The organism is Oceanobacillus sp. NCCP-135, assembly GCF_059698015.1.
Map to the genome: position 1 here is coordinate 1 of NZ_BAAKSZ010000010.1, position 14,500 is coordinate 14,500.

General features: G+C 41.6%; 12 protein-coding genes. 7 read left to right on the top strand and 5 right to left on the bottom strand.

Annotated elements, in window-relative coordinates; translation table 11 throughout:
• Positions 1 to 187 precede the first annotated feature (187 nt).
• The 3 genes from AC6HVZ_RS08925 to AC6HVZ_RS08935 all read left to right on the top strand — a co-directional run bounded on the left by AC6HVZ_RS08925 (position 188) and on the right by AC6HVZ_RS08935 (position 5,055).
• Positions 188 to 1,066 carry a TetR/AcrR family transcriptional regulator gene (locus AC6HVZ_RS08925; protein WP_497557800.1) on the top strand — a complete coding sequence of 293 codons (879 nt, stop codon included), beginning with the start codon at positions 188 to 190 and terminating at the stop codon, positions 1,064 to 1,066.
• A 65-nt stretch (positions 1,067 to 1,131) separates the two neighbouring features.
• Complete coding sequence (locus tag AC6HVZ_RS08930) at positions 1,132 to 1,989, top strand: efflux RND transporter periplasmic adaptor subunit (RefSeq protein WP_497557801.1); 858 nt, start codon at positions 1,132 to 1,134, stop codon at positions 1,987 to 1,989.
• A gap of 3 nt (positions 1,990 to 1,992) precedes the next feature.
• Positions 1,993 to 5,055, top strand: coding sequence for an efflux RND transporter permease subunit (locus tag AC6HVZ_RS08935; RefSeq protein ID WP_497557802.1), 3,063 nt, complete (start codon positions 1,993 to 1,995; stop codon positions 5,053 to 5,055).
• Positions 5,056 to 5,136: 81 nt separating this feature from the next.
• Here the strand turns inward: AC6HVZ_RS08935 and AC6HVZ_RS08940 are convergent, their stop codons facing one another.
• Entirely contained in the window at positions 5,137 to 5,328 is a 192-nt protein-coding gene (locus AC6HVZ_RS08940) for a hypothetical protein (protein WP_497557803.1), read from the bottom strand.
• A gap of 262 nt (positions 5,329 to 5,590) precedes the next feature.
• Between AC6HVZ_RS08940 and AC6HVZ_RS08945 the strand changes: the two genes are divergently transcribed.
• Positions 5,591 to 5,893 (top strand): hypothetical protein, encoded by a 303-nt coding sequence (locus tag AC6HVZ_RS08945; RefSeq protein WP_497557804.1) that lies wholly within the window; start codon positions 5,591 to 5,593, stop codon positions 5,891 to 5,893.
• Between the two features lie 36 nt (positions 5,894 to 5,929).
• Positions 5,930 to 6,367, top strand: coding sequence for a hypothetical protein (locus tag AC6HVZ_RS08950; RefSeq protein ID WP_497557805.1), 438 nt, complete (start codon positions 5,930 to 5,932; stop codon positions 6,365 to 6,367).
• Positions 6,368 to 7,090: 723 nt separating this feature from the next.
• On the opposite strand, the gene AC6HVZ_RS08955 is transcribed toward AC6HVZ_RS08950, so the two are convergent.
• The 4 genes from AC6HVZ_RS08955 to AC6HVZ_RS08970 form a co-directional block, all read right to left on the bottom strand.
• Positions 7,091 to 7,723 carry a cyclase family protein gene (locus tag AC6HVZ_RS08955; RefSeq protein WP_497557891.1) on the bottom strand — a complete coding sequence of 211 codons (633 nt, stop codon included), beginning with the start codon at positions 7,721 to 7,723 and terminating at the stop codon, positions 7,091 to 7,093.
• A gap of 12 nt (positions 7,724 to 7,735) precedes the next feature.
• On the bottom strand, positions 7,736 to 9,193 hold the full coding sequence (gene zwf, locus AC6HVZ_RS08960) for a glucose-6-phosphate dehydrogenase (protein WP_497557892.1): 1,458 nt from the start codon (positions 9,191 to 9,193) through the stop codon (positions 7,736 to 7,738).
• Between the two features lie 809 nt (positions 9,194 to 10,002).
• On the bottom strand, positions 10,003 to 10,704 hold the full coding sequence (gene chbG, locus AC6HVZ_RS08965; RefSeq protein WP_497557806.1) for a chitin disaccharide deacetylase: 702 nt from the start codon (positions 10,702 to 10,704) through the stop codon (positions 10,003 to 10,005).
• Between the two features lie 31 nt (positions 10,705 to 10,735).
• Positions 10,736 to 11,461 (bottom strand): GntR family transcriptional regulator, encoded by a 726-nt coding sequence (locus AC6HVZ_RS08970; protein WP_497557807.1) that lies wholly within the window; start codon positions 11,459 to 11,461, stop codon positions 10,736 to 10,738.
• 430 nt (positions 11,462 to 11,891) lie between these two features.
• Between AC6HVZ_RS08970 and AC6HVZ_RS08975 the strand changes: the two genes are divergently transcribed.
• Positions 11,892 to 13,211, top strand: a complete 1,320-nt coding sequence (locus AC6HVZ_RS08975; protein ID WP_497557808.1) for a 6-phospho-beta-glucosidase — start codon at positions 11,892 to 11,894, stop codon at positions 13,209 to 13,211.
• Position 13,212: 1 nt separating this feature from the next.
• Complete coding sequence (locus AC6HVZ_RS08980; protein ID WP_497557809.1) at positions 13,213 to 14,499, top strand: PTS sugar transporter subunit IIC; 1,287 nt, start codon at positions 13,213 to 13,215, stop codon at positions 14,497 to 14,499.
• The last annotated feature ends 1 nt before the right edge of the window (position 14,500 follow it).

Genomic DNA, 14,500 nt, shown 5'->3' on the forward strand with positions numbered 1-14,500 from the left:
TAATTGGAAACTCTAGGTGGGGGATAATTAAATGCCTATGTGGGGGAAATTTCAGTTGACAATTACAGGTGATAAAGTGTATTATAGAGAAGTGTTAATATTTCACATCGTATGACTGACCGGTTAGTCATACGCAAAAAGGAAACTTTCCACTTAGCTGGATCGTATAAAGAAGCGGGTGAACAGAATGAATGAAAAAAAGATGAAGCTAATCGAGGCAGGTATGAAATTATTCGCCTCAAAAGGGTATCACAGCACCTCGATTCAGGAAATTGTGACCGAAGCAGGAATATCCAAAGGTGCTTTTTATCTTTATTTTGAATCAAAAGAAGGATTCATCACATCAGCTTTCCATTATTTTTATAGTCAAATTTCCGATAGAATTGCAATTGCGAAGCAGGAGAATCATCCACCTAGGGAAAGTTTGGCAAAGCAGATAACTGTCTTTATGGATTACATATACAACTACAAGGAATTTCTAGTGATGTTTTTACGTGAAAATATTTCGATTGGGCAAAATACCGATAAGCTTATCCATCAAATGAAAATGGAAAGCTATCATTGGATGAGAGAAAATATCCAGAACATTTATGGGGATAAGGTGAATGCCTTGCTTGTCGATAGCGTTATTCAATTGGAAGGATTAATCAATGGTTATTTTAAGTGGATAGTAATTGATGATATCAATGTGGAGAGGAAAAAGGTCGGCGCATTTATTGTCAGACGACTAGATGATATCGTACATGGCATGCTTTCACAAAATGAACAAGCACTGGTAACGATTGATAGAATTCCAAAAGATTATGAAGTCATGATGAAGAATGATGCAGATGAGCTTTCAGAAATAATCGCTGTATTGCAGTCAAAAATCGCTAGGTTAAACAAGGAATACAAAGACGTAGGGCAACTGCAGGAAGTAGTTAGTATTCTGAAAAAGGAAATCAGTAAAACAAAACGTCAGCCTGTAATGATCCAAGGATTGCTGGCCCATTTTAGGCTGCTGCCGGAATGTAAAAAAGAATGTGAACAAATTGCTACGTTGTTGGATGTTGAACTATTGGAGTAAGGGAGCTTATGTAAAAAACAAACTACATAACAAATGACATTGCTTATTTGAGAGGGGTTAAAGAAATGAAGAAAAAGATATTCAGCATGATATTCATAGTAATGATTGTCTTGCTTGCTGCATGCAATCAGGATGAGGACACAAATAAGGAAGAGGAAGAACGGGTTGTGCCGGTGGAAACTGCTGAAGTAACAGAGGGAGATATCATCATCGAAAAATCCGTCTATGGACGAACAGCCCCTTCTTCCACAGCCCCAATTATGCTTGAGACATCAGGGGAAATCGATACATTGGAAGTGGAAAATGGCGATCAGGTTAAAGAAGATGATCTAATTGCAACCATTTCAACACCTGCTGGCAAACAAACTATCCGCTCGCCACGAGATGGAGAGGTTGCTAATTTAACTGGTGCAAAAGGAGATATAGTCTCAAATGAAGAACCTTTTGCGCTTATCGCTAATTTGGAAGTAGTAAAGCTTGAGTTTTCTGTAACATCCAGCGTCCGGGAACTATTCGAAAAAGCAGCGACACTGGATGTGATGGTAGGAGATAAGGAGTATGAAGCGGAAATCGCTGCAGTCGGTTCAATGCCGAATGATACGGGGTTGTATACGATTGAAGCAGAAGCTCATAATGACGATGGTGAAATTTTACCAGGAATGGTTGTACAAATGGCTGTTCCGGAAAAAAGAATCGAAGGAGCAATCATTGTTCCAACAGCATCGGTTTTTGATGAGGAGGATGAATCTTTCGTATATATCGTAAAAGATAATAAAGCAGTAAAACAAGCTGTTACGATTCAGGAAACGCAATCAGATAAAACCGCAATTGAAGGTGACGTCAAAGCAGGTGACCAAGTTGTAGTGACAGGTCAGTTGACACTTACTGATGAATCCCGCGTAGACGTACAGGAAGGGGAATAAATGTTGAAGCTCGTAAATGCATCTGTAAAACGTCCTGTTGGCGTCATTATGATTGTACTTGCCATCATTGCACTTGGTATTGTATCCGTGCGCAGCTTAACCATTGATCTTTTTCCAAAAATTGATCTACCGGTTGCAGTTGTGGCAACATCCTATCAAGACGCTGCCCCGCAGGAAGTAGAGAATTTAATAAGCAGGCCAATCGAGTCTGCTGTAAGTACTGTGGAAGGAATTGAAACTGTCCAATCTCAATCCCAATCAGGCTCATCGTTAGTATTAATGATGTTTGCCAATGGAACCGACTTGGATCAGGCATTACTTGATGTTAGAGAAAGTGTTGATCAGATAAAAGGATTATTGCCAGATCGGGCGGGTGAACCAAATATAATGCGGTTTAATCCGGACCAGCTTCCGGTTATCTGGGTTGGCTTAACCGGAAAGGATGCACCTGCATTAACTGAAATTGCGGATGAACAGGTCGTTCCATTTTTCGAGCGTCAGGGCGGAGTTGGCTCTGTAACAGTTGAAGGTGGAAAGGAACGGGAAATTCAGCTCATCCTCGATCAGGCAAAATTACAGCAATATGGAGTTAACGCAGGAGCGGTTGCGCAAGCGTTAGCTAATGTAAATCAATCCGCATCTGTTGGCAATATTAAAAAAGGAAATAAGGATCTCCAACTGCGTGTAACAGGCGAATTCGAGTCGCTGGAAGCTATCAAACAAACGCTTGTCCAAACCCGTGCTGGTGCAACCATTCAAGTAGAAGATGTTGCCGAGGTGAAGGATACATTCAAAGATTCATCATCCATGACACTGGTGAACGGAAAACAGTCACTTGTGTTATCGATATTGAAAAAAACAGACAGTAATACCGTTGAGGTTGCACAAAATGTGATTGCAGGTATGGATGAAATGAAGGAGAATCTTCCAGAAGATGTCAATTTGGAAGTCATTATTGATACATCTGAATTTATTCAAATGTCGATCGATTCTGTTGTGCAAAATATTTTAATCGGTGGCGTGATATCGATTTTTGTATTACTTTTATTTTTAAAAAGCGCACGTGCAACCATTGTTATTGGTCTATCGATTCCAATTGCGATTATCTCCACATTTGCATTACTGTATTTCACTGGAGAAACGCTTAATATTTTGACATTGGGTGGCTTGGCGTTAGGCCTGGGGATGATGGTCGATAGCTCGATTGTTATTTTAGAAAATATCTATTCCTACAGGCAGCGTGGTTACAATTTGGTCGAATCTGCAATAAAAGGTGCATCAGAGCTGGCACCGGCAGTTATAGCCTCAACGACAACAACATTAGTTGTGTTTTTACCAATTGTATATGTTGAGGGGATTGCCTCAGATCTATTTACACCACTGGCATTAGCTGTTTCGTTTTCATTAATCACATCACTTGTAGTTGCAGTGACATTAGTACCAATGCTTTCGTCAAAATTACTGTCAAAAGCAATGGAAGATAGTGGACGACGCTACTGGTTTGATCAGTTCCTTGGCTGGGTCAACAGCAAGTACAAGCGTGTTTTAAAGTGGGTATTGAAACACCGTAAAACAACGATTGCGGGAACACTGATTGCTATCGTGGCAAGCTTGGCATTAATCCCCTTAATCGGTGCGGAATTTATTCCAGCAGCTGACCAGGGGCAAATGGAAATCCGTGTGGAAACAGATGCTGGAAGCTCACTGGATCATATGACGGAAATCGTTGAAAAAGTAAATGAAAAATTAACACCATTTGAATCGGTAATGGAAACGAACTATGTGACCGTTGGTGGAGGCGGCGGATTTGCAATGGGCGGTGGTGGAAATCAGGCCACGTACACCATGCAGTTAATTCCTGCAGCGGAACGGGATAAAACAACCACCGAAATTGTTCAGGATATTGACGATGATCTGCGGGGTATTTCGGGTGCTGAAATTACCGTCAACTCAATGGATGCAGGCATGGGAATGGGTGACCCAATCCAAATTCAGCTAAATGGGCCGGAACATGAAGTTTTGCGGGAACTTTCCAATCAAATTGTTGAAGAAATCTCTTCCGTAGATGGTGTGTATAATCCGGAGTCAGGAGCGTCTGCTGGTGTTCCGCAAATGAACATTGTCATTAATGATGATAAAGCAGCAATGTACGAATTGACTCAGGATCAAATTCTCGGGCAAATTCAAATGCAATTTACAGGCCAGGTGGCGACACAATACCGTGAAGAAGGCCGGGAAATGGATGTGACCCTCCTGTATCCGGAGGAAGAACGCAGCACAATTAGTGACCTCGAGGACATGAAAATCCAATCACCTCAGGGTGCGGTAATTTCGCTTGAGGAAGTTGCAGAATTTAAGGAAATGAGTGGACCGGTTGCATTGCAGAGACAAAATCAGCAGCCACAGCTAAATGTTTCAAGTCAGGTTATGGATCGAGATCTGGCAAGTGTTGTAACAGATGTTGAAAACACACTTGCAGGCATGCAGCTACCAGAGGGCTACAGCTATGAAATTGGCGGGCAGGCACAGGATATGGCAGAATCATTTGCAGATTTAGCTTTAGCACTCGTGTTCTCCATTTTCCTAGTATACGCAGTTATGGCAATCCAATTTGAGAACTTCCTGTTTCCGTTTATTATCATGTTCTCACTACCAGCAACGGTCGTCGGCGTAATGGGAGGGCTGTTTGTAACAGGACTGCCACTAAGTATTCCAGGGTTTATCGGAATCATCATGCTCGCCGGAATCGTCGTAAATAATTCAATTGTACTCGTTGATTACATTAATATATTACGGCGAAAAGGAATGGATTTATATGAAGCAATTATCGAAGCAGGCGGAAGCAGACTACGCCCAATTCTCATGACAACATTAACAACCATCCTGGCGATGATCCCACTCGGACTCGCACTAGGAGAAGGCGCAGAAATGCAACAGCCCTTAGCAGTAACAATTATATTCGGACTGGGTATATCCACTATTTTCACACTATTACTGATCCCGGTTGTATATTCATTGTTCGCTGATTTAACTGCGAAGATTGTTGGGAGAAAGAAAAAGAATTAATTTGATGGAACCCTCCGCATTAGATCGGAGGGTTTTGGCTTTTCGTTTTAGCGCTTGATCTGACAGCGGTGGGGGTCTTAACTAGATGCTATAGGCTGTCATGAGTGGGAGTTGAGAGGGATTGTTTGAAAGTTGAGAGATACTTGAGCGAAGTTGAGAGAAGTTGTTTGAAAGTTGAGAGAAGTTGTTTGAAAGTTGAGAGATACTTGGTTGAAGTTGAGAGGGATTGTTTGAAAGTTGAGAGATACTTAGCAAAAGTTGAGAGATAAGCATAAAAATTGGTATTATCTCTCAACTATAGGTGAGTCTCTCTCAACTTTGCTGTATTATCTCTCAACTCTGGGGTACCCTCTCTCAACTTTGCTATATTAACTTTTAACCTTGCCCCTGGTCCTAGTTCGTTTTTAATAGCCCAACATCTATAAACCTGGAATCCTGCTAAATATCAGAGGTGTGTAATGAAAGTTGTAATAGGGAATAATATTTTACGGAAAGATTTTATAAATATGATTTTATTAAATACGGAGGAAATAAAATGTCTATATCACGAATACTAAAATTAATAACCGGAATTTTTGAAGGTCTGCTGGGTATTCCGGTTTTGGGCGGTTTATATATTTTTAGCCAAGCATGGACACCGCTTTTTGTCATGTTAATTCTTCACATTATAACATTAATCCTGACTAAAAATGATAGAGGCGCCAGTGCTGGAAGTATATTAGGAATTATCACATCATGTATAGGTTGGATTCCGATTGTTGGAATGATCATGCATATATTGACAGCTTTTGTACTATTGATTACTGCAGCTATGAGGGATGGAAAGAGTTATCAGTAAATATTTTGGCAATGGAAAATATTACTGGTGTGTAGTGTGGGTGAAACGTTAGAGGATGAGTTATATCAGTTGGAGAGTGCTGGGATATCGTCCGGAGAGCGGGAATATCGCCCGGAACGAGCGGGATATCGCCCGGAGAGCGGGGATATCACCCGGAACGAGCGTGATATCGCCCGGAGCGAGCGAGATATCGTCCGGAGAGCGAGGATATCGCCTGGAACGAGCGGGATATCGTCCGGAGAGCGGGAATATCGCCCGGAGAGCGAGGATATCGTCCGGAGAGCGAGGATATCGCCCGGAACGAGCGGAATATCGTCCGGAGAGCGAGGATATCGCCCGGAACGAGCGGGATATCGTCCGGAACGAGCGGGATATCGTCCGGAGAGCGAGGATATCGTCCGGAGAGCGAGGATATCGTCCGGAGAGCGAGGATATCGCCCGGAACGAGCGGGATATCGTCCGGAACGAGCGTGATATCGCCCGGAGAGCGGGAATATCGCCCGGAGAGCGGGGATATCGTCCGGAGAGCGAGGATATCGCCCGGAGAGTGAGGATATCACCCGGAACGAGCGGGATATCGTCCGGAGAGCGAGGATATCGCCCGGAACGAGCGGGATATCGCCCGGAGAGCGGAAGTATCACCCGGAACGAGCGGGATATCACCCGGAACGAGCGGGATATCGTCCGGAGAGCGGGGATATCGTCCGGAGAGCGGGGATATCGCCCGGAACGAGCGGGATATCGCCCGGAGAGCGGGAATATCGCCCGGAACGAGCGGGATATCGTCCGGAGAGCGAGGATATCGCCCGGAACGAGCGGGATATCGCCCGGAGAGCGGAAGTATCACCCGGAACGAGCGGGATATCGCCCGGAGAGCGGGAATATCGCCCGGAGAGTGGAAGTATCACCCGGAACGAGCGGGATATCGTCCGGAGAGCGAGGATATCACCCGGAACGAGCGGGATATCGTCCGGAGAGCGGGAATATCGCCCGGAGAGTGGAAGTATCGCCCGGAACGAGCGGGATATCGCCCGGAGAGCGGGGATATCACCCGGAACGAGCGGGATATCGCCCGGAGAGCGGAAATATCGCCCGGAGAGCGGGGATATCACCCGGAGCAAGAATTTATCGCCCGATCCGGAGAGACCTTCCCAACAAAAAAAGCCTGCGCTTTAATCAAGTGCAGGCCTTTTTTAATTATATTTCCTTGTTAATCGTAACTCCTTCAAACAGCATAATTCTTGCTGGTGCTGCATCTGTTCCTTGCAGCTTTATTGGGGCTGCGACCATGAAATATTCTCCTTCTGGAACTTCAGCAAGTCGCAGGCCTTCCATAATGATCACCTTTTGCTGGAAAAGTGTGCGATGTGTTGGGTGTCCGTCCTGGCTGCGTTCAATGCCAAGCCCATCAACGCCAACCCCTTTTATGCCGATTTCAGCAAGATGTGCTGCAGCATCCTCGGCAACGAATATAAATTCAAAATTGAAGGCATCTTCTAATGAGTTTTTTGTTTTAAAAAGGATAAAATCATCTTTTTCAATTGAGCATGTTTCAATATCTTTTTTGGTAATCCGATCATCGACATGTGAGAGATCAAAAAGTTTTACATTTCCAACCAGATCATCTAACTTAATCGTCTCCATTGTGTCTCCATCATTAATCATGTGAAGCGGTGAATCTACATGTGTTCCTGTGTGTAGATCCATATCGATCCGTGTTTCCGTTACATGTCCATTCGTAACCGTATGAAATTTCGGCTGTTTCTCTGGTTTGTTTTTATAGACAGGCATTCCTTTAAAAATATCTGCTGTGACATCATATAATTTCAATGTAAACGCTCCTTATTTTTCAATTTCTGTAATTGGCCACCAGTGGAATCCATCTTTTTCCAGAAGCTTGTCCGCTGCTTCTGGCCCCATTGAACCCGATTTGTAATTGGGAAAATCAGCTTGTGTGGTTGACCATGTTTTTAGAATGGAATCGATGTAAGCCCAAGAATATGCTACTTCATCCCAATGGGTAAAGTTTGTTGCATCACCAAGTATACAATCATATAACAGCTTTTCATATGCTTCGGGTGTATTGATTCCGTCAAAGCTATGATTATTATAAGCAAGCTGGATAGGCTGGGCCAGTGATCGACCTGACTTCTTCGCATTTAGCACAAGGGTAACCCCTTCATTTGGCTGAATGTTGATAATAAGTAAATTTGGATGTTTTTCCTTATTTGTTTTAAAATATAAATTCATCGGAATATCTTTGAACTCGACAACAATGTTTGTTGACTTTTCAGCCATCCTTTTTCCCGTCCGAATATAAAATGGAACACCACTCCAGCGATAATTGTCGATTAATATTTTACCAGCGACAAATGTTTCTGTATTTGATTCACGTAATTCTTCAGCTTCATCACGATAGCGATCAACGGGTTTTCCATTAATTGAGCCACTATCATATTGACCTCGAACAAAGTATTTTTTCACTTTATTATGTTCGATTTTTCGTAAGGCTCTGAGAACTTTTACCTTTTCTGAGCGAATTTCATCTGTTGTTAAATTAATTGGAGGATCCATCGCAAGCAGGGCAACCATTTGCAGCATGTGGTTTTGCACCATATCCCGAGTTGCTCCTGAGTGATCATAATAATGAGTGCGTTCCTCAATGCCAAGTGATTCACTCGATGTGATCTGAATATTTGAAATATATTGGTTATTCCAAAGGTGTTCAAAAATCGCATTGGCAAAACGAATTACTTCAATATTTCGTACCATTTCTTTTCCAAGATAATGATCGATCCGATAAATTTGTTCTTCATTAAAAGCTGATCGGATTTCATTATTCAAATCCTTGGCAGATGCTAGATCATGGCCAAATGGTTTCTCGATTACAAGCCGCGACCATCCAGCACTATTGTTCAACCCATTGCTCTGAAGATTTCTGGCAATCGAGCCAAAATACTCTGGTGCCATAGCCAAATAAAAAATACGATTTCCATCCGTTTGATATTCCCCATCAAGCTCCTCTAATAAACTGTTTAAATCCTGATAAGAAGTGGTCTCGGTTACATCAAATGGATGATAATAAAAATGTGATGAAAATGTATCAATGTTCTCGTGGTGGGGCAGGGCATCATGAATGGATTTTTCTACATTTTCCCGAAAAATATCATTTGACCACGGTCTACGCGCAAGCCCTACAACAGCAAAGTTTTCACTGATCTTGCCACTTTGATAGAGGCGATAAATGGAGGGAAATAACTTTCGCTTAGCTAAATCCCCCGTTGCCCCGAAGATTACCATAATTACTTTCGGTTTTTGTTCAATAGTCAAAAATAGCGCCTCACTTCGTATGAGATTATAAATTTAGTGTATAAGGAAAGAAATTTAAAATCAACTGATGGAAGTCGGAAATGTATTAAAAAAATTGATATTTAATTTAACGATGAAAAGACAAGGTGAAGGGCATGTGACAATTGTACAAGTTCGCAAACAAAAAGCAAGCCCACGCAATCCCAGCACAAACCCACACAATCAAAGCGCATGCACGCAATCCCAGCGCAACCCCACGCCTAGCATAAGCTCCCCATGCACGGTATAAGCTCACAACCACAATACAATTACACGCAACCTCAGTACAAGCTCGCAATCACATTACAAGTACACGCTACCTCAGCACACAAAGCTCGTAATCTCAGTACAATCCTATGCCTAGTATAAGCTCCCCATGTACAGTACAAGCTCGCAACCTCAACACAAGCTCGCAGACTCGGCACAAGCCCATACAGTCACAGCTATAACCCCACAGGCAGCTCAACTGCTCGATCCCAGCTCAATCCCGCATAATCCCAGTACAACCTTCCGCAATCAAAGCGCATGCACAGTGCAATCCCAGCAATCAAAGCGTAATCCCGCAATCCCAGCACAACCCCATGCAATCAAAGCGCATGCACAGTGCAATCCCAGCAATCAAAGCGTAATCCCGCAATCCCAGCACAACCCCATGCAATCAAAGCGCATGCACGCAATCCCAGCGCAATCCCAGCACAACCCCACGCAACCACCCCACAACCACAGGCATCTACAGCTTAAAGCTAAATAAACCAGCCATATTAACTTAAATTCTCAACCCAATCAGGAATTTCCAAATTACATAGGATTTCAAGCTCCTTCTCCCGTTTTTCTAAATAAGAACTAACTTTACGCAGATCCTCATCGACAATTGCAGGGTGTGTCATTACTTCAACGGAAGCGGCATCTAGCCCCCTTAGTTTATTGAAAATTCCATGATCAACACCATCACCGTAAAAATCCAGCCAGAGAGTTTCGGTTAGCAGAATATCCGGATGCGATTTTAAACTTTCCACATATCTTACTGGCACGTTATACTCCCTCGCAAGTTTAATAACCACCTCTTTTAACGGCTCCCATCCATGAACATGATGGTGGCTGTCAATATGATGTAGAGCTAATCCTGTAGCTAAAAATGCTTCAATTTGTGAACGCCACTCTTTTTCTACGTCGCTTACCTTAGGGGCATCCATGTCCAAAAAAGTATTTTTATATTTAAAAAGTCCTTGTTCATTAATAAGACTTAAGACATCGTTGTTTATAGGCCTTCCCCAGGTTAAAACAAGATGAACGCCTACATGTAAAGAAGGATATTTTTTTGCTTGTAAAACTGCATAATCCAATGCTTTTCCATTCATTATTAGTGTTGCAGAACCAACAACTCCATTCGTATGGGCCTTAATGATTCCGTCCGTAACCCCGCTTGTTAAACCAAAATCGTCTGCATTAAACAATACTTGCATTGTTCATCCTCCAGTCTTATTTTCCATTCTGTTAATTCAATGGATAATTTCGCTCAATCATGAAGTTTGTCTTGTCACCACGGAAGAATGAACGGGAAAATTCTACTTTTTTCCCGTGCTGATCCTCGGCAATTGTTTCGATATAAAAACATGGCAATCCTTCTTCACAGCCTAAATGCTTACATGACCGTTCATCTGCAAGCGTAATCTCGATGTGCTCCGTTGTTTTAGCGATATGGACGTTGAATTCTGTTTTTAATGATCCATACAATGAAGTTTCTGCATGATTTTTGGTAATGCCTGGTGCAATATTCCAGGGAATATAGGCAATTTCATATTGTGTTGGTTCACCATTCGCTTTGCGGATGCGCTCAATGCGTTGAATCGGATCATCTAAAGTTACATCAAGGGATTGCTGCAAAATCTCATTAGCAGGAATAACATGGATATCTATCAGTGTTATTTCCGCTTTCTTGCCTTGAACAGCGATTTGATCACTGTATCGCTTCACGGTTTGGGACAGAGTTTGTTTCACTTTTGGATCAGCAACAAATGTACCCTTTCCTTGTTGCCGAATGAAATAGCCTTCAAGCGTCAGTTGATTTAAAGCAGTTCTTACAGTAGTTCTGCTAACTTCAAATTCCTTGCATAGTTCCAGCTCGGGAGGGATTTTTTCTCCCTTTTTATATTCATTTGATTTAATACGATTAAGTAATTCTTCCTTTATATAAGCATGTAGTGATTGGTTTTTTTCCATGACTGTACTCCTTCAAACAATCTATATATAAAGTGTACAAGATATTACATATAATAACAATGTTAATAAATGTAATGACAATTAATAAATAGGTATGGACATTATTTTAATTGTATGATACATTATTATTCAAGCGAAACAACTAATTTATAGCATAGGAATAGGCAATTGTTATACATTTATCACGCATTAACGGACTGTAATACCCCCACTTCCAAGCGTGAGAAATCCCAAACGTGAAGGTGGGGGAGGACCTTGTGTCATACCAATGCGGTATAAACAGTCCGTAAATTTTCTGATTCTGTTCAAGGGCCTTTAGGTCATCCCATGAGGTACTAACATTCAGTGGGGGAGAAAGGGAAACCCCCACTGAATGAAGTTTCACTTTATTTAAGCGTTTTCAAATAACAGCATAAGGAGTTAAAGCAAAATGACATTAAAATTAGTAATTGTTGGTGGAGGATCAAGCTATACGCCGGAAATAATTGAAGGTATTATTCGTCGACATGATTCATTTCCAGTAACTGATATTGTACTGGTGGATATTGAGGCAGGAAAAAGAAAACTGGAGATTATTGGGAATCTATCATTCCGAATGATAGAAAAAGCAAGAAAATCTATTAATCTATCATGGACATTAGATCGGAAAAAGGCACTGGAGAACGCTGACTTTGTTTCCACACAAATCCGTGTAGGTGGTCTAAAAGCGCGTGCAAAAGATGAAAGAATTCCTTTAAGTCATGGCTTTATTGGTCAGGAAACAAATGGTGCTGGAGGGATATTTAAAGCGTTTCGGACCATTCCGGTGTTGATGGATCTTGCTGAAGATGTTCATACCATTTGTCCGGATGCATGGATTATCAATTTTACAAACCCAGCTGGAATCGTAACGGAAGCTCTGTTGAAACATTCCGCCCATAAAAAGGTAATCGGCGTTTGCAACATTCCGTTCAATATGCGTCATTCCACTGCAGAAATATTGGATGTTTCACCAGATGATGTGAAGATTCAATTCATCGGAATGAATCATTTTGTATTTGGTAGAAAAGTATTCGTAAATGGCGTCGATCGTACGGAAGAAGTTTTGCAAAAATTAATTGGGGATGGACTTGACTATTCGCCAGCTAATATTGTAAATCTGGGCTGGTCGAAAACCTTCATAGAGTCAACCGGACTTCTGCCAAACCCGTATCATCAATATTATTTTCAAACAAAGGATGTTCTAAAAAAAGATCTGAAAGCTTATGAAGAAAATGGAACTCGTGCGGAGGTTGTTCAACAATTGGAAGAATCATTGTTTGAGCTATATAGTAATCCAGAATTAAAGGATAAACCAGAAGAACTGGAGAAGCGGGGAGGTGCGTTTTATAGTGATGTTGCATGCAGCCTGATGGATTCTATTTATAACAATAAGGAAGATGTTCAGACCGTCAACACTTTAAACAATGGAGCTATTCCGGATCTATCCGATGATACTGTAATTGAAGCCAATTGTGTGATTACGAACCATGGCCCAATCCCGATATCAGTTGGCCCATTACCAGTGACAGTAAAAGGGTTAATCCACCAAATGAAAGCATTTGAAGAGCTTGTGATTCGAGCTAGCTTATCTGGAAATTACAACGATGCGTATACAGCTTTAGTTATGAATCCATTAGTAGCGGATGAAAAAGGAAGTAAAATTTTGCTTGATGAGCTTTTAGAAGCACATAAATCTTATTTACCACAATTTAGTTCAAGGGGGAATTAGAATGAATAATAAGTTTATGCAAAAATTTATCGAAATCGCTGGACGCATTGGAGCACAACGTCATCTTGTGGCAATACGTGATGGCTTTGTTGCAATCATGCCATTAATCATCGTTGGTTCACTGGCAATATTAGTTAATAACTTTCCTCCATTTGGAAGCTTTAACTTTGTTGAATGGATGAATGGAATTTTCGGTGACGGCAATTGGCAAGCAGTTGGGGGAAGCATCTGGAATGGGACATTTGCAGTATTAGGTCTGTTGGTTGCCTTTTCCATCGCCTATAATTTAGCGAAGTCCTATGAAGTAGATGGTCTATCCGCAGGTTTAATCTCGGCAGCAGCCTACATTATACTTGTTCCGGAAACGCCGGACTGGGGGCTAAGCTTTGCTTGGTTGGGAGCACAAGGGTTATTTGTAGCCATTATTGTATCATTAGTTCTCACAGAGTTATTCCGAATTTTGGTTACATCCAAATATACGATAAAAATGCCAGAGGGGGTTCCGGATGGTGTTGCAAGATCATTTACAGCATTAATTCCAGCAACAATTATCCTTATTATCGTAGGATTTTTCCAGGCAATGATGAATGTTTTTGCAGAAATGAGTATATTTGAGGTAATATTTAATATAATCCAAGAGCCATTACAGGGACTTGGTAATACACTTCCGGCAGCGATGATAATTTCCTTCCTTAATCATTTACTATGGTTCTTCGGATTACACGGAACGAATATTATCGGCTCGGTTATCGAACCATTATATCTGCCATTAATCGAAAAGAACTTAGATTTGTTCCAAAGCGGTATGTCAGCATTTGAGGTACCTTATATTGTAACGAAGCCATTCCTGGATTCATTTGTATTTATGGGTGGGTCAGGTACAACGATCGCATTACTAATTGCTGTATTCATCGTAATCCGTCATGAAAAAAACCATCCATATCGTGAAGTGGCAAAATTATCAGCACCTGCAGGATTATTTAATATTAACGAACCAGTTATTTTCGGCTTACCAATTGTGTTGAATCCTGTCATGTTAATTCCATTTATTTTGGTTCCTGTTACCTTAACTGTAACGTCCTATATTGCACTTGCAACAGGTATTGTGCCAAAAACAGTTGCGATCCTTCCATGGACAACACCACCAATTTTAAGTGGTTATCTTGTAACAGGTGGAAGCTGGCGCGGAATTGCACTACAAGTCTTTAATTTAACCCTTGCTGTATTGATGTATATTCCGTTTATCATGGCAGGAGTCAGAGCATTAAAACAACGAATGGAGGGCTAAT